At 42.6% G+C, this 26,395-nt stretch carries 22 protein-coding genes and 1 pseudogene; 12 read left to right on the forward strand and 11 right to left on the reverse strand.

What is annotated here, in order from left to right:
* Positions 1 to 40: 40 nt before the first annotated feature.
* From G8D99_RS01705 to ribA, 7 genes are all read right to left on the reverse strand, one after another.
* Complete coding sequence (locus tag G8D99_RS01705; protein WP_166322044.1) at positions 41 to 400, reverse strand: hypothetical protein; 360 nt, start codon at positions 398 to 400, stop codon at positions 41 to 43.
* A 140-nt stretch (positions 401 to 540) separates the two neighbouring features.
* On the reverse strand, positions 541 to 804 hold the full coding sequence (locus G8D99_RS01710) for a hypothetical protein (protein WP_166322046.1): 264 nt from the start codon (positions 802 to 804) through the stop codon (positions 541 to 543).
* 321 nt (positions 805 to 1,125) lie between these two features.
* Complete coding sequence (locus G8D99_RS01715; RefSeq protein ID WP_166322048.1) at positions 1,126 to 2,949, reverse strand: acyl-CoA dehydrogenase C-terminal domain-containing protein; 1,824 nt, start codon at positions 2,947 to 2,949, stop codon at positions 1,126 to 1,128.
* Positions 2,950 to 3,337: 388 nt separating this feature from the next.
* Positions 3,338 to 4,126 (reverse strand): shikimate dehydrogenase, encoded by a 789-nt coding sequence (gene aroE / locus G8D99_RS01720; protein WP_166322050.1) that lies wholly within the window; start codon positions 4,124 to 4,126, stop codon positions 3,338 to 3,340.
* A 175-nt stretch (positions 4,127 to 4,301) separates the two neighbouring features.
* The gene (locus G8D99_RS01725) at positions 4,302 to 4,508 is read right to left on the reverse strand and encodes a hypothetical protein (protein ID WP_166322052.1); all 207 of its coding nucleotides are present in this window, start codon (positions 4,506 to 4,508) and stop codon (positions 4,302 to 4,304) included.
* A gap of 284 nt (positions 4,509 to 4,792) precedes the next feature.
* The gene (gene hemF, locus G8D99_RS01730; RefSeq protein ID WP_166322054.1) at positions 4,793 to 5,734 is read right to left on the reverse strand and encodes an oxygen-dependent coproporphyrinogen oxidase; all 942 of its coding nucleotides are present in this window, start codon (positions 5,732 to 5,734) and stop codon (positions 4,793 to 4,795) included.
* A 195-nt stretch (positions 5,735 to 5,929) separates the two neighbouring features.
* Positions 5,930 to 6,532: a GTP cyclohydrolase II gene (gene ribA, locus G8D99_RS01735; protein ID WP_166322056.1), complete on the reverse strand. Its 603-nt coding sequence runs from the start codon at positions 6,530 to 6,532 to the stop codon at positions 5,930 to 5,932.
* 315 nt (positions 6,533 to 6,847) lie between these two features.
* On the opposite strand from ribA, the gene dxs reads away from it, so the two are divergent.
* From dxs to G8D99_RS01775, 8 genes are all read left to right on the forward strand, one after another.
* Positions 6,848 to 8,752 (forward strand): 1-deoxy-D-xylulose-5-phosphate synthase, encoded by a 1,905-nt coding sequence (gene dxs / locus G8D99_RS01740; RefSeq protein WP_166322058.1) that lies wholly within the window; start codon positions 6,848 to 6,850, stop codon positions 8,750 to 8,752.
* 119 nt (positions 8,753 to 8,871) lie between these two features.
* The gene (locus tag G8D99_RS01745; RefSeq protein WP_166322060.1) at positions 8,872 to 9,702 is read left to right on the forward strand and encodes an inositol monophosphatase family protein; all 831 of its coding nucleotides are present in this window, start codon (positions 8,872 to 8,874) and stop codon (positions 9,700 to 9,702) included.
* 443 nt (positions 9,703 to 10,145) lie between these two features.
* Positions 10,146 to 12,032 (forward strand): DEAD/DEAH box helicase, encoded by a 1,887-nt coding sequence (locus G8D99_RS01750; RefSeq protein ID WP_166322062.1) that lies wholly within the window; start codon positions 10,146 to 10,148, stop codon positions 12,030 to 12,032.
* Positions 12,033 to 12,473: 441 nt separating this feature from the next.
* A complete protein-coding gene (locus G8D99_RS01755) occupies positions 12,474 to 13,292 on the forward strand; it encodes an ABC transporter ATP-binding protein (RefSeq protein ID WP_166322064.1) in 819 nt (272 codons plus the stop codon).
* Positions 13,289 to 14,068 (forward strand): lipid asymmetry maintenance ABC transporter permease subunit MlaE, encoded by a 780-nt coding sequence (mlaE, locus tag G8D99_RS01760; protein WP_166322066.1) that lies wholly within the window; start codon positions 13,289 to 13,291, stop codon positions 14,066 to 14,068. Before G8D99_RS01755 ends, mlaE begins: the two co-directional genes overlap by 4 nt.
* Complete coding sequence (mlaD, locus tag G8D99_RS01765; protein WP_166322068.1) at positions 14,068 to 14,748, forward strand: outer membrane lipid asymmetry maintenance protein MlaD; 681 nt, start codon at positions 14,068 to 14,070, stop codon at positions 14,746 to 14,748. The genes mlaE and mlaD overlap by 1 nt, the downstream gene beginning before the upstream one ends.
* A 17-nt stretch (positions 14,749 to 14,765) precedes the next feature.
* Positions 14,766 to 15,398, forward strand: a complete 633-nt coding sequence (locus G8D99_RS01770) for an MlaC/ttg2D family ABC transporter substrate-binding protein (protein WP_166322070.1) — start codon at positions 14,766 to 14,768, stop codon at positions 15,396 to 15,398.
* A gap of 42 nt (positions 15,399 to 15,440) precedes the next feature.
* On the forward strand, positions 15,441 to 15,728 hold the full coding sequence (locus tag G8D99_RS01775) for an STAS domain-containing protein (protein WP_166322072.1): 288 nt from the start codon (positions 15,441 to 15,443) through the stop codon (positions 15,726 to 15,728).
* A gap of 108 nt (positions 15,729 to 15,836) precedes the next feature.
* On the opposite strand, the gene G8D99_RS01780 is transcribed toward G8D99_RS01775, so the two are convergent.
* A complete protein-coding gene (locus G8D99_RS01780; protein ID WP_166322074.1) occupies positions 15,837 to 16,850 on the reverse strand; it encodes a CorA family divalent cation transporter in 1,014 nt (337 codons plus the stop codon).
* Between the two features lie 159 nt (positions 16,851 to 17,009).
* Here G8D99_RS01780 and G8D99_RS01785 point away from each other — a divergent pair, with 159 nt between their 5' ends.
* Positions 17,010 to 17,606, forward strand: a complete 597-nt coding sequence (locus G8D99_RS01785) for an LOG family protein (RefSeq protein ID WP_166322076.1) — start codon at positions 17,010 to 17,012, stop codon at positions 17,604 to 17,606.
* 25 nt (positions 17,607 to 17,631) lie between these two features.
* A pseudogene (locus G8D99_RS01790) lies at positions 17,632 to 18,032 on the forward strand (NUDIX hydrolase).
* A 60-nt stretch (positions 18,033 to 18,092) separates the two neighbouring features.
* Here the strand turns inward: G8D99_RS01790 and G8D99_RS01795 are convergent.
* From G8D99_RS01795 to plsB, 3 genes are all read right to left on the reverse strand, one after another.
* Complete coding sequence (locus G8D99_RS01795; protein ID WP_166322078.1) at positions 18,093 to 18,731, reverse strand: ComF family protein; 639 nt, start codon at positions 18,729 to 18,731, stop codon at positions 18,093 to 18,095.
* A 142-nt stretch (positions 18,732 to 18,873) separates the two neighbouring features.
* Positions 18,874 to 20,919, reverse strand: coding sequence for an ATP-dependent DNA helicase RecG (gene recG, locus G8D99_RS01800; RefSeq protein ID WP_166322080.1), 2,046 nt, complete (start codon positions 20,917 to 20,919; stop codon positions 18,874 to 18,876).
* Between the two features lie 209 nt (positions 20,920 to 21,128).
* Entirely contained in the window at positions 21,129 to 23,702 is a 2,574-nt protein-coding gene (plsB, locus tag G8D99_RS01805; RefSeq protein ID WP_166322082.1) for a glycerol-3-phosphate 1-O-acyltransferase PlsB, read from the reverse strand.
* Between the two features lie 303 nt (positions 23,703 to 24,005).
* Between plsB and G8D99_RS01810 the strand changes: the two genes are divergently transcribed.
* Entirely contained in the window at positions 24,006 to 24,881 is an 876-nt protein-coding gene (locus G8D99_RS01810; protein WP_166322084.1) for an acyl-CoA thioesterase, read from the forward strand.
* Positions 24,882 to 25,075: 194 nt separating this feature from the next.
* Positions 25,076 to 26,335, forward strand: coding sequence for a dicarboxylate/amino acid:cation symporter (locus G8D99_RS01815; protein WP_166322086.1), 1,260 nt, complete (start codon positions 25,076 to 25,078; stop codon positions 26,333 to 26,335).
* Positions 26,336 to 26,395 lie beyond the last annotated feature (60 nt).

Below are 26,395 nucleotides of genomic sequence, written 5' to 3' on the forward strand. Positions count from 1 at the left end.
GCCTAAATTCAGATATTTAGGCTTTTTTCGTATGGTTGACTTAGGAGGCCATGATAAAAAATAAAACATAAGCAAGGCTCAACCCCAGCAGCAGACCATTCCATTGCAGTCCTTGCTGACGTTTCAGCATACGTTCTGATGTATCTTCTTTAGGGGCAATATAAGCAATCAATAAGCCGAACAAACTCAACACAGCGATGACTAAGGACATCATGAGTAAAAAGATCCCAAAAGGGGGCAGTTCACAGATGTGGTCGTACTTACACGGTTTTTGGGCTAAATACAGCATAAAAAAACCTGCCACTGTGATACACGCAAAGCTAAATTTTGCAACGTAGTTAGAGACGATACCTAAGCGAGAAGTGTCTTGGATGGGCGTTTGATTTTCTAAGTTCGACATGGTGAAGTGATTTTTATTGTTGTATAAATGCGATTTTAAGACATGACAATGCTGATGTGAATGCTGAAAATGTACGCTTAAATTCAGCGAAAGCGAATATAAAAAAAGAGCACCTCAGTGCTCTTAAAATCTTTTTAAAATTAACGATGTCTTGGCGGTAAACGGTGATCGAAACGATCATGTTTAGCATTAAAAGCATGGTGGTTACGGTTATCGAATTTTCTCATATCGCGACGATCATGCTGGCTAAAATGTTTTTTTGGCGCATGCTTCTTGAAACCGACATGATGGACTGATTTACGATCATAACGATGTGAATCATGATGAGAGGGTGCAGCCATAGTGGTCATTGCACAGGTTGCTGTCACAAGACCAATCATAAGTGTTGAGATTAATTTTTTCATGATAATGTGCCCGTTGATTCAATGAGGCTATCTTATGAAAAACTGATGGAGGGAGGATGAATGCTTCTATGAGATGACTGTAACAAGCATCTCCTTATTTTGGTTTGATGATAGTAATTTGATTTTTATGATTATTTTTTTAATTCAGATTTTTATTTATACGATATGTGCTTATTATTTGCTCGTAAAGTATTGTTTTATCTCCATAATTTTTACAGATTGGTAACAAAATTAAAATCTTTGAATGAAATAGACAGTTCAAAGTAAAATAAGAGCACCGAAGCGCTCTTATTTTTCAATATAAATCAGTTTAAAACTCAATTAGTAATCAAAGCTGAAATGCTCTGGCGCTAAAGAAGTCAATGTTCGAGAAGGATTGACCATTGATTCTGCATGCCCTTGAGTCCGTGGCAGTAAACGCTCAAAGTAGAAATCAGCGACTTTGATTTTGGCTTTATAGAATTCAGTGGTTTCTTGACCATCACCTGAAGCCAATTTTGCGGAAGCCACCGCCGCTTGTTGTGCCCAATAATAGGCCATCATCACATAACCTGAGAACATCAAATAATCGACAGACGCAGAGGATACGATGTCACGGTCTTTACGGGCAGCCAACATAATACGCACCGTTAAAGCATTCCACTGTGCGCAAACTTTGGTTAAATCCCAGGCAAAACGGCGCATGTATTTATTGCGGGCATGTTGACCACAGAATTTCAAAATTTCAGCGGTATAGTCACGCACCACTTTGCCTTTCGAAGACAACAGCACTTTACGACCAATCAAATCTAAGGCTTGAACACCCGTTGTACCTTCGTATAACGTTGAAATACGCGCATCACGTGCGATTTGCTCCATGCCATGTTCTTTAATATAACCATGACCACCAAATACTTGCATCCCATGATTGGCCGCTTCTAAGCCGAGTTCCGTTAAGAAACCTTTTAAAATCGGGGTATAGAAACCGAGTTTGTCATCATATTCGTCAAACTTGGCCTGGTCACCTTGCGCCAACGCATCGGTCATTTTATCTGCCAATTGTGCAGCATGATAAATCATTGAACGACCGCCTTCAGCAATGGCTTTTTGCGTCAGTAACATACGACGCACATCGGCATGGTGAATGATGGCATCAGCCACTTTTTCAGGGTCTTTTTTACCTGAAAGAGCACGCATTGACATCCGTTCTTTGGCATAAGGCAATGCCCCTTGGAATGCCAGTTCAGCATGCGCCAAACCTTGTACCGCCGTACCAATACGTGCCGTGTTCATAAAGGTAAACATGGCATGTAAACCTTTATGCTTTTCACCAATCAGGTAACCAATCGCATCATCGAAATTCAGCACAGCAGTCGCAGAGGCACGAATTCCCATTTTGTGTTCAATTGAACCACAGGTGACAGGATTACGCTCACCCACCGTGCCTTCAGCAGTCGGAAGAAATTTAGGCACGATAAACAATGAAATACCGCGTGTTCCTGCAGGTGCATCTGGAAGGCGAGCCAAGACAATATGCACAATGTTTTCAGTCAGGTCATGTTCACCAGCGGAAATAAAGATCTTGGTACCTGAAATTTTATAGGTTCCATCTGCTTGTGGTTCAGCTTTGGTTTTGACTTGACCTAAGTCCGTACCACACTGAGGTTCTGTCAAACACATGGTGCCAGACCAAGTGCCTGCGGTCAGGTGTGGCATATAGGTATTTTTTTGCTCATCTGTACCAAACTGCATGATGGTGTTCATACATCCCATACTTAAACCCGGGTACATAGTGAATGACCAGTTTGCAGTCCCCATCATTTCTGATTTGATCAGGTTTAAAGACATTGGGAGGGCTTGACCACCAAACTCTTCAGGATATGAAAGACCTTGCCAACCGCCTTGCACAAATTGGTCATAGGCTTCTTTAAAGCCTTTAGGTGTTTTTACTTCACCATTGTCAAAATGACAGCCTTCTTCATCACCACTTTGGTTTAAAGGAGAAAGCACGTTTTCACAAAAATCAGCGGCACCATCGATAATCATATCAACGGTATCTGAATCCACAGCATCACCATTGCTGAGCGTTTTAAAATGCGCAGGATAGTCAAAAACTTCATTCATTAAGAAGCGAATATCGCGGACAGGCGCTTTATATGCAGGCATTGAGGTATTCCTAATCTGAAAATATTATAAATATGAATTGATGATCAAATTATTCAACGTCAAGGCGTTAATTACATTGATAACAACCGTTAAAATAAATGTCAGAAAAGCGAACGACTCTATTGTTGAATCATAGTGATAGGATGGTTATATGCTGTTTTTCAAAGCCGTAAATTAAGTTTTAATTGGTTGATAATGATACAAAATAATATCTTGAATGATTATGTTTTAGTAAGCTTAAAGATGAATAAGGCTGTTCTAAAATTAAAGTACAGTTGTCATTTAAATCAATTGAACTTTCAAATGCTCTTTCTCAATAAACTTTAAACAACATCATCAGCCAAGCCTAACTCATTTAGACTTGGTGATCATGCATTGTAGTCTTACGTTAAATAAAGTCTTTGAGGTTGGGACGAACACCATTCCAAATCGCAAAGGCTTCAATGGCTTGACCGACTAACATCCCATAACCTTCCGAAGTGGGGATATCGCGTTGCTTGGCTTGCTCTAAAAAGCTTGACTGTTTGCCATAAGCCATTTCATAGGCATGATGAAATTTTAATGATTCAGGTAAAATCAAAGCATCACCATTCAGACTTGCTGAGGTCGCATTGATCACAATATCAAATTCGCCTTCGAGTTGATCCAATCCGCAAGCCTTGAGTGTTGCTTCAGGTACTGCAGCTTGCAGATCTTGAACCAATTGTTCAGCACGAGACACAGTGCGATTGGCAATCACAATCTGTTTTGCACCCGCTTTAACCAGTGGGTAGATCACGCCACGGGTTGCACCGCCAGCACCGATAATCAAAATATTTACATTTTCTAACGACCAATTTAGTGCTTTGATTGCCTCGACCAGACCTTGACCGTCAGTATTGTCGCCGTTTAATTCGCCATTTTCCATCCAGAGAGTATTGACTGCTTTGGCTATTTTGGCACGCTCAGTTAGATGATGGCACAAGGCAAAGGCACGTTCCTTAAAAGGCACCGTGACATTCATGCCACAGCCATTTTCATTAAAGAAATCTTTTACACTTGCTTCAAATGCATCAAGTTCGGCAAAGCGTTTGACATAATTCAAATCAATATGGGTCTTTTGGGCAAAGGCATGATGAAGCTCAGGCGAGCGTGATTGTTCAATCGGATTGCCAATCACCGCGAATTGTTTGCTCATGTCGAAATATCCATAGATCTATACAGTGCGAATGCTGATCAATATACGTGATTTTAAGACAGAACAATAATGCGGATCGTTTATAAAACCCATCAAAGATATCGATGAGCGTGTGCCGTAAAAATTCTAGACAAGAGCAGGTTTAGATATGGATATCTTGATGTCAATTGAGTATTTAAGGATTGCAAATCTCACGAATGGTTTCCATCATGATAAACGGCAACACCAACACTAAACCAAAGGCCAAAGCCACACTAAAAGAGATCGAAATACTGTCGGAAACAATATTTTGAAAGGCGATGGTCACGGTCAGCGAGCACAGAAACAACATCAGCATCACCATCGAAAGCTTCTTCTTATGGTTCATCACATTTAATCGCATCTGAATAATCCCTAAAAGATGATTAAATTAGCTTAAACGACTCGAAGCTTGAGTGATTTGCGTTTCTGTCACAGTCTGTTTAACTTTAAGTCGTAACGTAACATCAGTTTAATTTTTAAACGCAAACAAGGCTATTCAATTCACTGAAAATAATGTGTGATTTGTAAACAATAATTTCGAACTGTTATTTTATCTGTGTTATCTATGGGTGATGTTTTTTGATGTTAAAAAGCCATTCGAGGAGAATGGCTTTTTAATCATTATTTTGTATGAACAAGCATGTTTTATTTCAGTTCAGCTAACCAATCTTGCGGTTTTAAATAATAATCGGTGAGTTTTTTCTCAGGTGAATCTGCATCCCATTCTGGACGATATGACCAACCTGCCAAATTGGGCAAACTCACTAGAATGGATTCAATCCTTCCACCGGTTTGTAAGCCGAATAACGTGCCTCGGTCATAGACCAAGTTGTATTCAACATAACGACCACGGCGATAAATTTGGAACTCACGTTGCGCTTCAGTATAAGGTTTATCTTGATTGCGTTTAAAGATTGGCAAGATGGCGTCTAGATAACCATTACCGACTGCTTGCATGTATTGAAAGCAGGTTTCGAAGTCCCATTGATTGAGATCATCGAAGAATAGACCGCCGACACCACGCTGTTCATCTCGGTGTTTTAAATAAAAGTAATCATCACACCATTTTTTGTGTTCTGCATATACATTGTCACCAAAGGGTGCACATAAGTCATGTGCCGTTTGGTGCCAAGCCAATACATCTTCATCATTCGGGTAGAAAGGGGTGAGGTCAAACCCACCGCCAAACCACCAGATACGATCTTGACCTTCTTTTTCAGCCACGAATAAACGTACATTGGCATGTGAGGTCGGCACATTGGGATTTTTGGGATGAATGACTAAAGACACACCTAGGGCTTGCGCTTTAGCACCGGCAATTTGTGGATGTCGCTCTGTCGCAGAAGCCGGCAGTTTGGAAATATTGATGTGAGAAAACATCACGCCGCCTTTTTCAATCACGGTGCCATTTTGCAAGACACGTGATCGACCACCGCCACCTTCAGGACGCTCCCAGTCATCGATTTCGAAGGTCGCTGTGCCACCACCGGCAATTTCTTGTTGCTCTAGACTGGCACAAATTCGTGCTTGTAAATCAAGAAGAAATGTACGAACACGTTGAATATCCGCTGAAGTTGGATGCTGCATGATGACCCTCTTAGAAGATGCTAAATTTGAAAAGCGAAACCGTGTTTACATCAAAACATAAAACCATATAAAAAATAAGGGTTTTAGGATAAATTTTTATTCGAATTTGAAGTGTGTTTTAAACTTTTTTAACATGGTAAAAATCAGCAAATGTATTCAGCCTAAACATTTAGTTCTAAGCTTTGCAAAGAAGACTTAAAAGTCTTCTTTGTTATACATATGTGACATACGCTCATGTTTGGTTTTTAAATAATCGGCATTAAAGGCATTGAGACCTACAGTTAAAGGCACACGACTTACTACATTGATCCCTTGATCTTTGAGGGCTGCAATTTTCAAAGGGTTGTTGGTGATTAATTTCACAGACTTTACTTGCAGATGATCAAGCATGATATTGCACATGTCATAACGACGTGCATCGGCAGGCAGGTTTAACATCAGATTGGCATCGACTGTGTCATGTCCTTGGTCTTGCAGGGCATAGGCACGAATTTTATTGGTCAAACCTATCCCACGACCTTCTTGGCGCAAGTACAAAATCACCCCTTGACCGACGTCATTGATTAATTTTTGCGTGGCCTGAAGCTGCGGGCCACAATCACATTTCAGTGAAGCAAACGCATCACCGGTAAGACATTCAGAATGAATACGGACAAGCACAGGTTCATCGGTCGGCGTGTCTAAGCCTTTAGAAAGGGCAACATGTTCTTCACCAGTTTGTGGGTCTTGAAAAACAGTAATTTTAAAATCGCCAAAAGCAGTTGGTAATTTAGACGTAGCGACAAATTCTATAGGCACAGATGCTTCCATTACATAGGTATAAATTGGCTAAAGTATAGCTGAATGAGGGCATATTGTTTGTATATCCCTATGCTAATTTTCGCAGAACATTTTCTTTTTTGTAGAAAGAATACGATAATAGTTGATAAGTACTATGGTTATTCAGGATAATCAAACTACTCAACTACGCCCGATTAAGCATTTGCTTAATAATGTACCAATATAAATGTGGTTATAGACGGTGATTTTTTTCGTAAGTTCAACGGTTTGAACTTCGAGTTAACCTATTTACCTAGCTTAGGATTTGCCAGGCTTTAGAAGGCATTGCCACATATGTTGTATACCGAGATACCTCATCAACGTCCTTTGACGCCGTTGTTGGATGCCATTGATCATCCAGCACAATTACGTCAATTTGCGAAAGACCAATTGGTTCAAGTCGCGGATGAACTGCGTCAATTTATTTTGTATGCCGCAGGGCAAAGTGGTGGGCATTTTGGTGCAAATCTAGGGGTGGTTGAACTCACGGTTGCCTTACATTTTTGCTTTAACACGCCGCATGATCGCTTGGTGTGGGATGTCGGTCATCAAGCATATCCGCATAAAGCACTGACCGGTCGTCGTGAACAGCTCACCACGATTCGTGCTAAAAACGGTTTAGCAGCATTCCCTGCACGTGAAGAATCTGAATTTGATACTTTTGGTGTCGGACATTCATCAACTGCGATTTCAGCAGGTTTGGGAATGGCATTGGCAAGTCGCTATCAAAATACCGCACGTGATGTGGTGGCGATTATTGGTGATGGTGCAATGACTGCAGGTATGGCGTTTGAAGCCATGAATGATGCGGTTGCACACAACGCAAATTTAATTGTGGTGTTAAACGACAATGACATGTCGATCTCATGTAGTACCGGTGGTTTTGCCAAACACTTAGCTGCGCTGTGGCAAAAAGGGCAGTCGGTTGCCATTCAAGATGACGGTACAGCCTATATTCAAGACTATCCTGAATGGTCGTATAATTCACGCTTACATGAGGCTGCCACTGATGCAGCCGATAACTTATTTAAAGCGATTGGCTTTGATTACTTTGGGCCCTTTGATGGGCATGATGTGGATGGCTTGGTACACGTCTTTAATGCCTTAAAGCATCGTCAAGGTCCACGCTTAGTTCACATCTATACCAAAAAAGGCAAAGGCTTTGCGCCTGCTGAAGCAGATCAAATTAAATATCACGCAATTTTAAAAATAAATGCCAGTGCATCTTCGAATACAGCACCAAAATATTCAGATGTCTTTGGGCAGTGGTTGTGTGATGAAGCTGTACAAGATGATCGCTTATTGGCGATTACCCCTGCAATGTGCGAAGGCTCAGGCATGGTTAAATTTGCCAAACAGTTTCCTGAGCGTTTCTTCGATGTTGCGATTGCAGAACAACATGCAGTCACACTCGCTGCAGGCATGGCATGTGAAGGTTTAAAACCTGTTGTGGCGATTTATTCAACCTTCTTGCAACGTGGCTATGATCAGTTTGTGCATGATGTGGCATTGCAAAATTTAGATGTGACCTTTGGCATCGATCGTGCAGGGCTTGTGGGTGAGGACGGCCCAACGCATGCAGGGGCATATGATTATGCCTTTATGCGTACCGTACCGAATATTGTCATTATGGCGCCAAAAGATGAAAACGAATGCCGTCAAATGTTGCATACGGCGTATCACTATCCAGGACCTGCTGCAGTACGTTACCCACGTGGTAATGGTTTAGGTGTTGAGATTCAACACGCGTTGACTGCTTTAGAGATTGGTCAAGCGGAAGTGGTGTTAGAGCTTAATCCACAACATGAAGAGGGTATTACGATTTTAGCCTTTGGTAGTCGTGTGTCTGTGGCTGTTGAAGCGGCACAAAACTTGGCGTCTGAACTGGATGTCGCAGTGCGTGTGATCAATATGCGCTTTGTGAAGCCGCTCGATGAAAAGATTATTCAAAGCTATGCCGATAAAACCCAATTGTTTGTCACCGTTGAAGAGCATGCGGTGATGGCAGGAGCAGGTAGTGCAGTAAATGAATATTTAGCACGGGCTCAGATTGTGAAACCTATTTTAAACCTTGGTTTACCTGATGCATTCTTGGCGCAAGCCAGCCACAGTGAAATGTTGAGAGACTGTGGTTTAGATACACAAGGGATTGAAAAATCGACAAAACAAGCTTGGTTAAAGCTTGTGCAATGGGTTTAAATCTACCGCTGTAAAATTTTAGAAACATTTTTCCCCTAAAAGCGTCGATATTTGTTAAAATGTCGACGCTTTTATGCATTATTCTTTATCAGTATCTTCAAATTTGTAGTGGGTGTTCAATGGAACCTATGGTGGTGATGGCTGCGCGTGCGGCTCAAACAGTTGGTCAAGAGCTTTTAAAAGCGCATCAGAATCGTCATAAACTTGATCTGCAAGTTGAAGAAAAAGGCATCGATGGTCCAGTAACGCGTGTAGACCGTTATTTGGAAGAATTAACCATCGAAACACTTCGTAAAAGCTATAAAAACCACAGCTTCTTAGGCGAAGAGTTTGGTCTTCAAGAAGGTAAAGGTCACGACGCTGATTGGTGTTGGGTGATCGATCCCCTTGATGGCACATTAAACTTTATCAATGGTTTCCCACATTTCTGTATTTCGATTGCTGTTCAGCACAAAGGTGTGACTCAACACGGTGTTATTTATGACCCTGTGAAAGATGAGTTATTCTCTGCGAGCCGTGGTCGTGGTGCAATGATGAACCAACGCCGTATTCGTGTGAATGTGAAAGATAATTTACAAAACACATTCTTGTCTGTAGGTCATGCTTACCGTAAAAAACGTAACGGTGAAATTGTCTCTTATGCAAAAAACCATTTCGATTCACTTCTTGCTGTAACCGAGCAGGGTGCACAATACCGTCGTTCAGGTTCAGCTGCACTTGATTTGGCTTATGTTGCCGCAGGTCGTTTAGATGGTTATTTTGAACTCGGTTTGAAACCTTGGGATATCGCAGCAGGCGAGTTACTTGTGAAAGAAGCGGGCGGTACGGTGGTTGATGCACGTGGTGGCACAGATTCAGCAGAAAATGGTCAAGTTTTGGCATGTTCGATGAAGATGTTAAAACCATTGATGCAAGCCGTTGTTCCAGCATGGGGCGATGCTGCCAAATAAGTAGTCGTAACATGAGCAGATCAATGTTATGAAGATATAAAAAAGCCCTCAATAGAGGGCTTTTTTATCGTTATAAGGATAGAATGAAAACTAAATACACAAGCAGAACAACAACAAACCGGAAAAAGCAATTAAACTTAATGACATTATAAAAATTTCTGCTATACTCTCGCAACGCACTTAATTTTCGTTCATTACCTGAACATTATCTTCTAATCATTGTATGCGCGTGTTGTCCATAGAGAGGACATATTCTTCGCGCCCCAATCGCTTAAGCGATTCCTTCAGGTTTGCGGCCGTCATCATACGTGCGTCACTACATCGTCGTTATTCGGATCGCTACTGATTTCTGATATTTCAGTTCTATTTGCTGTGCCGCTTTTTGCCGATGTCCATATTGTAATTTATTAAATGGAGCACCCATTTCAGGGTGAACACTCTCTATGAGCAAAACTTTTGCTGATTTTCCACTACACGAATCACTTCAACAAGCATTACAAACGTTAGGCTTCACTGCGCCTACAGCCGTTCAAGAACAAGCGGTACCTGCTGCTCTTGAAGGTAAAGATTTGCTTGTATCGAGCCAAACTGGTTCTGGTAAAACTGCTGCTTTCTTACTTCCAACATTAAATGCGTTGGCGACAAATGAAGATACTTTAACTTCATTTAAAGACCGTATGCGTGCTGTAACTGCACCAAATATTTTAGTTTTATGTCCTACGCGTGAATTGGCACAACAAGTAAGCCAAGACGCGATTGCACTTGTACGTCACATGAAAGGTGTTCGTATTGCTGCAATCATGGGTGGTATGCCTTTTGGTAAACAAATCCAACAATTAAAAGGCGCGCAAGTGGTTGTAGCGACTCCAGGTCGTTTACTTGATCTTGTAAACCGTCGTCAAATTAAACTTGACCAAGTTGATGCGTTGATCGTTGACGAAGCGGATCGTATGCTTGACCTAGGTTTCTCTGAAGACTTAGAAGCAATCAGTGATTTAGCGAACAACCGTAAGCAAACATTGATGTTCTCTGCAACGTTTGCAGGTCGTATCATTACCCTTGCTGAACGTATGATGAATGATCCTGTACGTATTGCGATCGAAACTGGTCACTCTACGAACATGGACATCACTCAAACATTGCATTGGACTGATGGCTTTGAGCACAAGAAAAAATTATTGACACATTGGTTAAGCGCTGAAGATGTTGATCAAGCTGTTGTATTTGCTTCAACACAAGAAGACACTGACATGCTTGCTGAAGAGCTTGCAGAAGCGGGTCTTTCAGTTGTCGCACTTCATGGTGCGATGCCGCAAACTGTTCGTAACCGTCGTTTACGCAGCATCCGTGAAGGTCGTGCAAAAATCTTAGTTGCAACTGACGTTGCAGCGCGTGGTCTTGACGTACCAACAATTTCTCACGTAATTAACTTCGGTCTTCCAATGAAGAACGAAGACTATGTACACCGTATTGGTCGTACTGGTCGTGCGGGTCGTACTGGTAAAGCAATCACTTTAGCGACTTATCGTGAACGCGGTAAAATCCGTGCTTTAGAAGACTTCCTAGATGCACGTTTAAACGTGACTGAAATTGAAGGTCTTGAGCCATCTCCACCTCCTGCACGTGGTGCACGTGATGGTGCTGGTCGTGGCCGTGGTGGTCGTGATGGCGGTGGTCGTGGTCGTGGTGGTTTCGGCGGTCGTGATGGCGCGGGTCGTGCTCGTTTCGAAGGTGAGTCTAACTTTAAACGTCGTGAAGGCGGTGATGATCGTCCACGTCGTAGCTTCGATGACAAACCACGTGGTGAACGTCCTTCTTATGGCGATGATCGTCCTAAGCGTGACTTTGGTGATCGTCCAGCACCACGTCGTGAAGGCGGTTTCGGTGATCGTCCACAACGTTCGTTTGATGATCGTCCAAAACGTGATTTCGGTGATCGTCCAGCACCACGTCGTGAAGGCGGTTTCGGTGATCGTCCACAACGTTCTTTCGATGATCGTCCAAAGCGTGATTTCGGTGATCGTCCAGCGCCACGTCGTGAAGGTGGTTTCAATGATAAACCGCGTTTCGCTGGCAATGATGACAACCGTGGTAACAGCGTAGATTACAAACCACGTCGTGAAGGTAGCTTCGCTGACCGTCCAAAACGTGATTTCGGTGATCGTCCAGCGCCACGTCGTGAAGGTGGTTTTGGTGACCGTCCACAACGTTCTTTCGATGATCGTCCAAAACGTACTTTTGGTGATGACCGTCCTAAACGTGAATTTAATCCAGATCGTCCACGCCGTGAAGGTGGTGAAGATCGTCCACGTCGTAAATTTAACGACTAAGACCGCATAAATCTAAAAAAACCAGTCAATTGACTGGTTTTTTTATTGCGTATAAAAAATAATCTGATAGAATAAATATGCAAACTAGGTCATGTTTTTTTAAATAAGTGGTGCATAATGAATAATAATAACGTTGTTAAAGTAAGCCATCACTCAGCGTTGGGAATGCTTATGCTTTACGTATTTAGCGTGTTGTTAATCTCGAATATCGGATACTTTGTGTATAGCATGGTAATTTAATATTGTGTCTAAGAAGACAGTAAACCCATTAAAAGTCTAATAAAATTACATTATTTCAAAGATATAAAATAAATATATAATAATAAAATTGAGCAATAATGCTACAATGTTCAACCATTTAAGCCATCATCAATAACATTATAATTTTGCTGTAATAGGCTATAGTGTGCAAGCTGATAAATTGCAGGAACATGCTCAGCTATGAATAATCAAACGCTCAACAATGCTCAAGCCTTTATCGAAGTCAAAAACTTGAGTTTCAATCGTGGTGAACGGGTCATTTACGATAATGTAAACCTAACAATAAGACGCGGACAAATTACCGCGATTATGGGCCCCTCAGGCACCGGTAAAACTACATTACTTCGTTTAATTGGCGGACAACTCAGCCCTGATGCGGGTGAAGTCTTGCTCGACGGAAAAAATATCGCACATATGTCGCGTCAAGAGCTTTTTGCAGCACGTGCGCGTATGGGGATGCTGTTTCAAAGCGGTGCGCTATTTACCGATATGTCGGTATATGAAAATGTCGCTTTTCCAATTCGCGCACATACGCAGTTATCTGAACATCTGATTACAGAATTGGTTGCATTGAAACTTGAATCAGTGGGACTACGTGGCGCTGAACAGATGATGCCGTCCGAACTCTCAGGCGGGATGAACCGTCGTGTGGCTTTGGCACGTGCCATTGCACTTGACCCTGAACTGATCATGTATGACGAACCTTTTGCAGGTCAAGATCCGATTGTGATGGGGGTTTTAACCCGATTAATTCGTTCCTTACGTGAAGCACTTGATCTGACCACCATTATCGTATCGCATGATGTGGCTGAAACTTTATCGATTGCTGATTACATTTATGTGGTGGCTGAAGGCAAGGTTCAAGGTGAGGGGGCACCTGCACAATTACGTGAACATTCATCGCCCTTTGTTCAACAATTTCTCACAGGTGCGGTTGAAGGCCCTGTCGATTATCAATTTAGTCATCAAGCTTATTTGAGTGCTGAGGTACGTTCATGAATGCGATTCGCTTATTAGGGCAACGCGTCATTGAGCGTGTAAGTGGCATCGGTGTAGCAGCCATGATGCTTTTGCAGATCCTATTTTCAATGCCGACATGGTTGGGGGTGAAATTATTCATTTACCAAATGTACCGTGTGGGCGTGATGTCATTGTTGATTATTGCGGTTTCGGGTTTATTTATAGGTGCGGTACTCGGTCTGCAGATGTATAGCATTTTGGTGACCTTTGGCAGTGAGGCGATGCTTGGTGCAGCCGTGTCATTAACCTTACTGCGTGAATTGGCACCTGTGGTTGCAGCATTATTGTTTGCAGGCCGTGCCGGTTCTGCCTTGACCGCTGAAATTGGCTTGATGAAAGCGACTGAGCAGTTGTCGAGCATGGAAATGATTGGAGTTGATCCGCTGAAGCGCATCATTTCACCGCGTCTGTGGGCGGGGGTTTTTAGCCTACCGATGTTGGCGGTGATCTTTGCGGCGATTGGCATCATGGGCGGTAAGCTGGTGGGGGTTGATTTTCTCGGTGCAGATGAAGGATCGTATTGGAGTGGTATGGAGAATACTGTTCAATTCTATAAAGATGTCTTGAATGGCACCATCATAAAAAGTTTTGTATTTGCCTTGTTGTGTACTTGGATTGCCGTATATCAAGGCTATTCATGCGAACCGACGTCAGAAGGTATTGCAACATCAACAACACGTACAGTGGTTTATTCGTCGTTGTGTGTCTTAGGTTTTGATTTCGTGTTGACTGCGGTCATGTTCGGAGGTGTTTAATGAAATCACGTACTAGTGAGCTAGCAGTCGGAATTTTTGTTATTGTTTTTGGCATTGCATTGTTTTTCTTGGCGATGAAAGTCAGTGGTTTGGTGGGAACCAATCTCAAAGACAGCTATAGCATGACGGCTGTATTTGATAATGTGAATGGGATTAAACCGCGTGCCAAAGTGGCGCTCAGTGGTGTAAAAGTCGGTGAAGTCGAGTCGATTACCCTTGATCCAGTGACACGCTTAGCCACCGTTAAATTTAATTTAGATGGCACGATGACCTCTTTTAATTCCGAACAACTAAAACAAGTTCAAAAAGATGCGCTTGAAGAATTACGTTACAGCGCAGACTATGAAGCAGCGACACCTGCGAAACAAAAAGAAATGGAACAACAACGTATTGCTAACATGAAGTCCATCACCAATATTGATGAAGATGCTTACATTATGGTGGCAACCAACGGTCTATTGGGCGAGAAATACTTGAAGATCGTACCAGGTGGTGGCTTGAACTATATTCAGCGTGGCGGTCAAATTGGTAACACCCAAAGCACCATGGAAATTGAAGATTTGGTGTCTAAGTTTGTAACGGGTGGCGCAGGTGATAAACCTAGTCAACAAGAAGCGGGCGCAGAAAGTTCAGCTCCCCAACAAGAATCAGCAGATGCACAAACATCATTTGTTGAATAATACAGAGGATACTTTGAATGAATACTTTAGTGAAACACTCTCTCACAGCAACGGTTCTATCGACAATGATCATGGGCTCAGCGTTTGCTGCACCTGCTGAAACACCACCTGCATTTATTAAAAAAGTGGCAGATGGCCTAATTTCACGCTTAAAAGCCGATCAAGCAAAACTACAAAATAATCCGGCTGCTGTTAAAGCGCTTGTGCGTCAAAACCTAGACCCGTACATCGACTCACAATCGTTCACTCGTATTGTGATGGGAACTTATGCCACCAATCAGTATAGTTCTGCGGCACAACGTGCTCAGTTTGAGAAGAATTTCCGTGAAACTTTGATTGAAAACTACGGCAGTGCGTTCTCTAAATTCAGCAACCAAACGTATACTTTGCGTCCGTATAAAGCCTCGACCAGTAAGAATCCTGTGGTGACTTTGGACTTCAATAACAAAGGTGAAAAAATCCCAGTATCGTTCCAGTTGGCAGATACCGGTAATCAATGGAAAATCCGTAATATCAACGTTTCGGGTATTGATTTAGGTTTGCAATTCCGTAATCAATTTGCGGCCACCGTTAAACGTAACGGCGGTAATATTGATAAAGCAATTGCCAACTTTAAACCTGATGCAGATGCTGTGATTGATAAAAAATAATGGGTTTGCATTGAAGCATACAAGTATAGATAAGGGTGACGCATGATTCAGTTGAAAGATCAGGAACTCAAAGTTTCAGGCAAAATCGACTACGACAATGCTGAGCAATACTATCAGTCAGGCATTCAACAGATTAAACAACATGCGCAATTTCCGCTGGTGGTCAATTTGGCGGAGTTAGAACAGGGCAGTACTTTGGCCTTGGCGGTATTTATTCGTTGGTTGCGTCAAACGCCAGATTCGCAAAGTTTGGTGTTTAAATCTGTTCCTACTAAAATGATGAAAATTATTCAGTCTTGTCATTTGGAAGATGATTTGAAGTTAATCTGAAGTTGCAAAATTTCTCTCATAAAGAAAGCACCTAAGGGTGCTTTTTTTATATTCAGGTAATACAAATCTCCCTAGCCCTCTCCTGTTAGGAGAGGGAATTGAAATGGATCAGATCCATTTTTTCCATCGGAAGTAAATTAATGGACCAATGAAGAATGCGATCAGGATCGTGATGACCACAATAAAACTGGTGGTGCCTTGCGCGAAAGGTAATACATCGGTATTCATGCCATAGACACTAGCAACCAACATTGGTGGCGCGAGCATACTCGGTAAAATCGAGAAGCGACGGATCGTGTCATTCTGCTCGGAATTAATGAATCCTGAGGTGGTGTCGAGTAAGAAACGAACCTTTTGGAATAGAAAGGCATCATGTTCGACCAGAGAGCGCACGTCCTCACTCAGTTCGCGAATATCGGCATCATAAATATGACTGCCCAATGCGCGTGGGCGTGATAAGAAAGTCAGCACACGGCGTAAGTCGATTAAGCAGAGCTGTGCTTTTCCGATCATGTCTTCTTTTTGCGCCAAACGGGTAATCATGTCATCCAAATCTAAAATCTGTTCACGATGGCGCACGTTCAAGACTTCGGTGGAATAGGATTCCAAGTCTTTGTGAATGTCTTCTAAGATATCTGCCAGTTCATCGAGTTTGGCTTCCAATAAGCCGAGTAACACCCAAGTCGGGTCTTTATAGTCGATGTCATAGTCATTACGACGCGCACGCGCACGGAAGGCACGAAACGCCACCAGTTTTTCACCACGTAAGGTAAATAAACGGTCTTTATGCAAAATAAAAGCAACGGTTTGTACGGTTGCCAGCATATTGCTGGATTCTTCAGCATCATCTTCAACTTGGTAATTTTTATTTTTCGTTAAAAAATAAGTACTGATATGTAAAATACCATCGTCATCACGGTAGAATCGTGCCGATGATGAAATGTCTTCCAATGATTTTAAAGTCGGTAAGGTTTGCTCGTAGGCTTCGAGTACCCATTCTTGCTCATCTTGTGAGGGTGCAATTAAATCGACCCAGACCAGTTCGGGATGTAGGTCAAATCCACCATTGATGGTTGCATCTTCTAAGCTACCGCGCTCTGTGGCGTAAAAGGCTTCAAGCATTTGATCTTTTCTCCTTAGCGCAGTAATGGTTTATAACGATGGGTGTATTTTAGACAAGGATGGCATGAAAGAACACTGATTACATCACTAAATAATTTAAAAATATCACATATAGTCTAGTTTTAAGGCAAGACAACAAAACAGTAGGGTTAAACGGGTATGAAATCTATCGCCATTTTTTGCGGTTCAACATTGGGAACCGATGCCATCTTTGCAGAAACCGCACAACGCACCGGTCAATTGATTGCCGAACAAGGCAAAACATTGGTCTATGGTGGCGGCCGCTCCGGTCTGATGGGAATCGTGGCAGACAGTGCTTTGGCGGCAGGGGGCAAAGTAATTGGGGTGATTCCGCAAGGCTTGGTCGATCGTGAATTGGCGCACCCGAATTTAACTGAATTGCATGTGGTGACCAGTATGCATGAACGTAAAACCTTAATGGCAGAGTTGTCTGATGGTTTTATTGCCTTACCCGGTGGGGCAGGTACTTTAGAGGAAATTTTTGAACAATGGACTTGGGCACAATTGGGGATTCATTTAAAACCGTGTGCTTTTTTAAATGTAGAAGGCTTTTATGATCCATTATTGCAATTCATTCGATTGACCACGGAAAAAGAATTTACCCGCACACGTTTTACCGATGCCTTAATCCATTCAGCGTCCATTGAAGAAATTTTAAATCAGTTTGAACACTATGTTGCGCCACAACCGAAATGGGGCGTACAAGATCATAAAGAACTGATTCAAATAGATTAAAAGTTAAAGACATTAAGAGAAACCAATGAACACCATTACTGTGGCAGCGGCCATTATTCGCAATGATCAGAATCAATTGTTATTGGTACGCAAAAAAATACCGATTTCTTTATGCAAGTGGGCGGTAAGCTTGAGCCGAATGAAGCGCCTGAGCAGACCATGTTGCGTGAGATTCAAGAAGAAATTGGAGTAAACGCCACAATTGAACAATTCATTGGTCGTTTTGAAACCCAAGCTGCCAATGAGGCTGATCATCTGTTGGTGAGCTATGTGTATCACGTAACGCTTGAAGGTTCACCAAAAATTGATGCGGAAATTGCCGAAATGAAATGGATTGATTTGGATGCAGAACCCTCATTTTTGGCACCCTTAACCACTGAGGTGGTGATTCCATGGTGTCAGCAGCACGGGCTTGCTACGGTGTAATCGGTTTACTTGAAGTTTTCATTCAATGAACAATAGCGTGCGTAGATGTGCGCTATATTTTTATTGTTGTGCTGCTGCAATACATGCGATATCAATGTGTTGGCAACCGAGTTTCTCTAAAGCATTGGCCAAGGCATCGACTGAGCTTCCTGTGGTGACCACATCATCAATGATCAAGACTTTACGATACTTACGTCGTTCAGATTTAATGATTTGAAATTGTTGCTCGATATTTTGCATACGCTCGACTCGGCTTAAGCCTTTTTGCGAATGTTGAGCTAAACGCAGTACCGGTTGCCAAACCGGAATATTGAATTGTTGCGCCATACGGTTGGCAATGATCAGCATTTGGTTATACCCCCGTTCACGGAGTCTTTCTGTAGAAATAGGCATCGGAACAATGGCTTGGACTTGACTTAAATTCAAAGATATTAAACTTTGAGTGAGAAGATTTTGAAAATGCAATTGTTGCTCATATTTATAGCTTTGAATGATGCGATCGATGGGGAAAGTGTAATTTAACGCGATCTGAATCGGTCGATGCTGACGCAGGATAGTGTCTTTCAGCCAAGGTAATTGTTGCCAACACTGCTGACACAGTGAATGGCTTTGTTGAGCATCGATGCCACACAGTTGGCAAGGGAAGCAGGGCTGAATGATGCGTTGAATAAGTGCATGCACTGTATCTATTGTCTTCATCGTATTGTTATTTTTATCTATGAGTGAGCGTCTTGAATAGTATCATTTCATTTGGTGCTGTATAGGTTTTAAAGTGCATTCAATGATTCAGTTTAGCATTTGCCCTGCAATGTATGAGCTGAAAGCCCGAATGGTCTCGGGCTTATACATACGCATAGCGCGGTGCTTCCGGTAACCAACGTTTCAGCAAGGCTTCAGCCTGTTCCGGAAAGTCTTTGAGTACCTGTGCGGCGACATAATGCGCTTGAGTCAGTAGGTGATCATCACGTTCGAGTTTAGCGACGCGAAAGCCCATATCACCGGTTTGTTTGGTGCCTAATAATTCACCCGGTCCACGAATTTCTAAATCCTTTTCTGCAATTAAAAAGCCGTCATTGGTTTCACGCATGATGCGTAGACGCTCCTGTCCATTTTGCGATAAAGGGGTTTTATAAACTAAGGCACAGAAACTGGCTGTTGAACCTCGTCCAACCCGACCGCGAAGCTGATGCAGTTGTGATAGACCTAAACGTTCTGCATTTTCAATCACCATGATAGAGGCATTGGGCACATCGACCCCGACTTCAATCACGGTCGTGGCAATCAGTAGTTGTAGTTGATTGTCTTTAAACTGTTGCATCACTGCTTGCTTTTCATCAGCTTTCATTTTGCCATGCACTAAACCAATATTGAGTTCAGGAAAGCGTTCTTTGATTTCTGCATAGGTGGCTTCAGCAGCTTGCGCATCTAAAGTTTCCGATTGTTCAACCAAAGTGCAGACCCAATAGGCTTGTTTACCTTCAGCACAGTTCGATGCAATGCGTTGTAAGACTTGCTCACGCCGATCCAATGGAATGGTCACGGTTTGAATCGGCGTTCGACCCGGGGGCAATTCATCAATCACTGAGGTGTCAAGGTCACCATAAGCAGACATGGCTAAGGTGCGCGGAATCGGGGTGGCAGTCATCACCAATTGGTGCGGTGTGGTGTTGTCGCTCCCTTTATTACGTAAAGCTAAGCGTTGATCGACACCAAAACGATGTTGTTCATCAATAATCACCAGTCCCAGTTTGGAAAACTGTACATTGTCCTGAAACAGCGCATGTGTTCCTACCACCAATTGGGCTGAACCTTCTTGAATGCTTTGTTCTGCTAATGCACGTGCTTTGCCTTTTTGCTTGCCTGACAGCCATGACACCGCAATGCCTAAAGGTTCAAACCATTTTTTAAAATTCAAATAATGCTGTTCAGCTAAGATTTCTGTCGGTGCCATCAGTGCCACTTGCCAACCTTCTTCAAGTGCATGACACGCCGCAATCCCTGCAACCAGTGTTTTGCCAGCACCAACATCGCCTTGTACTAAACGGAGCATCGGTTTGTTTTGTTTGAGGTCTTTGGCAATTTCATTGGATACCCGTTTTTGCGCATGGGTCATTTCAAAGGGCAGGCTAGACAGCAACTGTTTGGCAAAGCTCTGACTCGGTGAAAAAGCCGGCGCTGAAATCTGTTGAATAAAGGCACGGCGGGTTAGCATGCTGACTTGATGGGCCACCAATTCCTCAAAAATCAAACGTTGCTGTGCAGGGTGCGCACCTTGAGCCAATTGCACCATATTGGCGTTGAGGGGAGGGTGATGGATGTATGCCAACGCTTGTTTTAGTGCATAGCCATTGGTGAATTTTTCAGGCAAGAGTTCAGGTAGATCATCACTGTGCTGAATCAAGGCCTGTTTGACATATTCACGCAGTTTAGGCTGAGTCAGACCGTCTGTTGCAGGGTAAATGGCCGTGAGTTGTGTTTGCGGAAGGGGCGTATGCTCGGTAATGAGTTGAATTTCAGGGTGATACATTTCCAAGCCACGGGCACCAACACGGACTTCACCAAAGACACGCAAACGGTTGCCGGCTTTGGCACGATCCATCAAAGCTTTATAAATATGATAAAAGCGTAAAGTGACTTTACCAAAATCATCCTGCAATAAAATGGCCATCGATTTACGTTTGCCCGGTGGCATATCTATAGATGCAACGATGCCTTCGAGTAAATAGCTTCGACCGACCTGTAGTTGATTCATCGGGACAATGGTGCTGCGATCTTCGTAGTCACGTGGCAGATGAAACAACAAATCATCTGTGGTGAAAATATTGAGTTTCTCTAGTAATGCTGCTGAGGCATTACCCACGCCTTGCAACTGATGGACTGCAGCCATGTCCCCTCGATGTCTATTGTTATACGAAAAGTATCATTGAATTTTAAATTAACACATCAAAACAGTCGATCAAAGTGGTTCAGGCCTGATTGGCCCATGATTCACGTGGAACACAATGTTTTATAGAGAAATTTCTGAGTCTTTAGTCTGAAAATGAACCAACCGCTCAAGTGAGCGGTTGGTAGCTTCAAAATGAGTTTAAAGACAGATTATTTTTTCTTGCGCTTTAAACGTTTCTTGGCTTGTTGTTCTGCCACGGCATCGAGGGCATGTTTCAGTTCTTCATCGGTAAATGAGGTGATGTGTTGCAACATTTGCAAAGTCACATCATCCAAAACCAAGTTGGCATATTGCGCGACATTTTTAAAATTGTCATCAAACACGATTGCGCCATCTTCATTGGTATTGATGTAATTTTGCTGAGTCAGGACTTTGATAAAACTTTGGAACAATGCTTTGTCAAAGAATTCAGGTGAATTGAACTCATACAATACTGACAAGCGTTGACCCAATAAATGACTGAGATCTTCGACTTGCTTGGTCGAGATATTGCCTGAACCACGTTGAGTGATCAGCGCAAGCGTCATGTAATAGCGCTCAATACTTTGCATCACAGGCGCTGCCAAGACTTGCAGTTGATTATGCTCTTCCGTATTGGGTGCAGGGCTGCATAAGTTGCCTTGTTCATCAATCGTAATTAGATGAGCATTCACCAAGCCTTCAACATATTTACAGATTTGCTCTTCTAATTCTTCATCGCTCCATTTCAGGAACAGTTCCGCTTTTAAGAATGGATAGAGTGTTCCAATCACATTGATCAAATCGGACTGACTGATTTTACCGTTATGCTCGACCATAGAGGCAATCAGCGATGGCAATACATAAGCATGCAAAATATTATTGCGGAAATAGGTCAACAGCACCGCTTGATTATCTTCAATCGCAATAATGTCACCCAAAACATGCTTTACACGTTTGATCAGTTTGAGTTTTAAACCATAAGCAATGATTTCTTTACCTGACAATGGCGTGACTTGCATGCGATGGTCATATGGCAATGCAGTCAATAAATCACGATAGGTATCAAGCTGTTTAATACAGATTTCTTCATCAAGGGTGTGTTTGGTAGTCGCCAATAAAATCAGCGATAACAACGACACTGGATTAATCACTGCAGCACGGTTAATATTTTCCAAAATCACTTTGGCTGAACTATTTACAGCATCGGATACTTCTTGAGGAACAGGGTCATCATTGTTTTCAATTTTGATTTGATCTGCGCCGTGCTGTTTTAGCATGTCATCGAGGAATACAGGTTCACCGAAATTGACATGGACTTTACCGAAGATGCGTTCAATTTTACGTAAAGTTTTTAAAATGCCAAAAACCGATTCCGCTTCTTTCGGTTTACCATTCATTTCACCCACATAGGTTGCACCTTCCATCAGGCGTTCATAGCCAAAATAGGTCGGCACGAAGGCAATCGGTTTGGCACGACCACGTAAATGGCTATGCACTGTCATCGCGAGCATACCCGTCTTTGGTGGCAGTAGACGACCGGTACGTGAACGCCCGCCTTCAATGAAATATTCAAGTGGGGTATTGCGGTTTAAAATACTAAACAAATATTCTTTAAACACGGTGGTATATAAAGCATTGCCACGGAAAGTACGGCGAATAAAGAATGCACCACCCCCCCGTAAAATTTGCCCAACAAACGGCATATTTAAGTTATCGCCGGCAGCGATATACGGCACCATCATGCCACGGTTATAAATCACATAAGACAGCAACAGATAATCGATATGACTACGGTGACACGGCGTATAAATAATTTCGTAGTCTTTGGCCAGTTCACGTACAGTGTTGAAGTTATGCACTTCAACGCCGTCATACAGTTGTGTCCATAAGCGTGTTAAGGCTTGTTCGGCAAAACGCACGGTTGAATGCGAGTAATCTGAGGCAATTTCATTGACATAGCCAATCGCACGGCGTTCTGCTTCAACCATACTAATTTTAGAGCGAATACTTTCTTTACGAATGCCATCTTTGACATCCTCAGACTTAATCACCGATTGCATCACATTGCGACGATCAGACACATCGGGGCCAAGCACCACTTCACGTTGACGGTCTAAGTAATCATTCAGTTGATTGACGATATAGGTCGCAGGGGACAAATTCGGATGCGTGACTTTGGCATAGTTGACCAATTCACGTAATGATTTTGGCTCATGGAACTCTAAAAAAGACTGGCGGCCATGTAGACCAATATTCATCAATTGTTTCACCGTACTCGGTGTCGCCCAAGTGTCGGTGAACAGCAATTTAAACCATGAATCTTCTTTATCGGGTGAACGTCCCCACAGGACTGTCACCGGAACCAATTCAATATCGTAATCGGGATGTTTGTCTAAAAGTTCAATCAGGCGCAGCAGACGTGGCGGAAAAGCATGCGGCGGTGGATTGAGCAGATTGGTTTCATCCTGATGCTGTAAAAACAACACTGCTGCTTTTTCTTTTTGTTCGCCAATAATTAAAGGATCAAGTGCTGGTGCAAGTTTTAAACGACGGGTTTCGCCATCGACCACCAAAGCATTACTTTTAGAATAATTCTGTAACACATAGCACACCACTTTCTTTAACGGTTCTGCGCCACTGTCTTGACTGTCTAGTGCTGGGGTTTCAGTTGGAACCTCTCCAAGAACATGCGGTGTTACTACAAGGTCAAGCAGCTTACTTGAAAGCCGACGATATATTTGACCAAAGCCACTCTTGGACATAACTACTCCTAAGCTAAGACAGAAAACGCAGAACTACGAATGCGGGCGATTATTTTCTTCAATATGACGCCAAAACAATATGTCATTTTCTAACAAATTGCATGAAAGTTGGTAGATTTTATCGTTAAAAATCGTATTTTTAGTGATTTTAGTAAAACAATAAGCGGACACTGGAGTCAGCCAAAGTTGCAATCTTGGCTTAAAAATTATGGCAATATAGGGGCAATAAACGTAAACCCTTGCTTGAACATGCTTATTTTAAAAGTATCTTCAATAGAAGGGGCGACACAGTATAGGTTGGATATGAATAATTTAACGCAAGAACTTGTTGATTTACTCACACTTGAAAAACTCGAAGAACATATTTTCCGTGGCAAAAGCTTAAATTTAGTGGGGAAACGTGTCTTTGGTGGGCAGGTTTTGGGTCAAGCACTTCGTGCGGCTTCCTATACCACGGATCGTCCTGCACATTCCTTGCATGCTTACTTTCTATATGGCGGAGATGTGAATGCACCGATCGTGTATGAAGTGGATAAGTTGCGTGATGGCAAAAGTTTCGTGAGTCGCCAAGTGCGTGCGATTCAACATGGGCGCACCATTTTCTCTGCCATGGTGTCATTTGCGACACCGGAAGAGGGCTTGGATTATCAAATTTCTGAACCTGAATATCCGGCACCCGAAGAACTAAAATCTGAACAAGATTTAAAAGAAAATATCATTAGTTTTGTGCCCGAAAATATTCGTACCGCATTTATGCGCGAACGTCATATTGAAATTCGCCCAGTGTCAGTCAGCAATCCGTTTAAACCACAGCCTGAGTCGCCATCGTATGCGCATTATTTACGTACGCATGAGAAATTGCCTGCTCAGGTGGCAGATGATATTTCTTTGAACCAAGCGATTGTGGCGTTCTATTCAGACTATACCTTGATGATGTCGGCACTGCGTCCGCATGGGATTAATTATCTCACGCCAAGTTTGCAGTGTGCCAGCATTGACCACAGCATCTATTTCCATAAACCGCTGAAAGCAGACGATTGGATTTTATATGACATGGATGCCACCGTGAGTGCGAGTTCGCGTGGTTTGAACTTCGGTCGCATGTGGCAAAATGGTCAATTGGTGTGTAGTACCACCCAAGAAGGCTTGATGCGTTTAAGAGAAATCGAACCGCAGTAAACATATCTGAACTACACGATACGAATTTTGAAAAAGCCCTAAGATGATTTAGGGCTTTTTATGTCGTAGATTCATATTCAAAGTGGAGCATCATCAATCCCATTTTAATGCTGAGCCATGCACAAAAAATATCTCGATTCAAAATAGACGGCATGGCATAGTGCATCTAGGATTTTAAAATAAAACATCATGCTATGAGCTTAAACACGCAAATTTTGATTGCCGCGATATTCGGCGTCGCATTTGGATTTTTCCTCAATCTTTTCCCTGAAACTGGATTTTTTACAGGCAGTATTTATGGTTTAAGTATTTTAAGTAGCATCTTTATTGGCTTACTTAAACTGTTGCTGATTCCACTCATTTTTAGCTCGATTGTGGTGGGTGTATCCAATTTACAATCCGGTGGTCAATTGGGCAAAACTTGGAAAATTACCCTAGCGTGTTGTGTCACCACAACCACTTTGGCGCTGATTCTCGGTTTAAGTTGTGCGCACTTATTTGATGTGGGTAAAGGGGTCGACATCAGTTTATTTCAAGATGCAATGACCCAACATCAAACGCCCGATACCTTAACGCCGTCTTCATTTTTTACCAATTTTATTCAAAATACCCTGATTAATCCGTTTAAAGCTTTTGCCGAAGGCAATGTCTTGGCAGTGGTGGTATTTGCCTTGATGATTGGCGTGGCATTGGTCAAAGGCGGAGAAAAATTTTCAACGGTAAAAGCACTGAGTCAGCAAGTGTTTGACATCATGATGCTGATGATTGGCTGGGTGATGAAACTGGCACCCCTCGGCATTTTTGCCTTACTGGCAAAACTGATTGCCACTGAAGATGTTTCGGTACTAAGCCGTTTGGCTGAGTTTGCTGCGGTGGTCACAGGCACCACTATTTTTCATGGTGTAGTGGTGTTGCCATTACTGCTTTGGATCTTTGGCAAGATGAGTCCGGTGACGTTCTTTAAGGGCACACGTACCGCACTGATTACCGCTTTTGCCACCAGTTCAAGTTCAGCGACCATGCCACTTTCGATGAAATGTGCGCAGGAAAATTTAGGCGTGCGTCCACAAACCGCAGGCTTTGTGATTCCACTTGGTACACAGTTGAATATGGATGGTACAGCACTGTATGAAGCTGCAGCAGCGCTGTTTATCGCGAACTTGATGGGTTTGGATTTAAGTATCAGTCAGCAATTGATTGTGTGTCTGACCGCGATGATTGCATCATTGGGTGCTCCCGGCATTCCAAGTGCAGGCATGGTGACCATGATTATGGTCTTGCAATCTGTTGGTTTACCTGCAGAAGCCATTGCAATTCTACTGCCGATCGATCGTTTATTGGATACTGTGCGTACCGTGGTTAATGTACAAGGTGATATGATGATTAGTGTGGTGGTTGATCGTTATACCAATGAAAATGATGCGATTGTGAAAGAGGGCAATAAAGCGGTTTAAGCATTAGTTCTAGATTGGATAAATTTGAATTGCTTTGCTCGCATCACTTTATAAACACAT

The sequence above is a fragment of the Acinetobacter lanii genome (assembly GCF_011578285.1).
Lineage (GTDB): Bacteria > Pseudomonadota > Gammaproteobacteria > Pseudomonadales > Moraxellaceae > Acinetobacter > Acinetobacter lanii.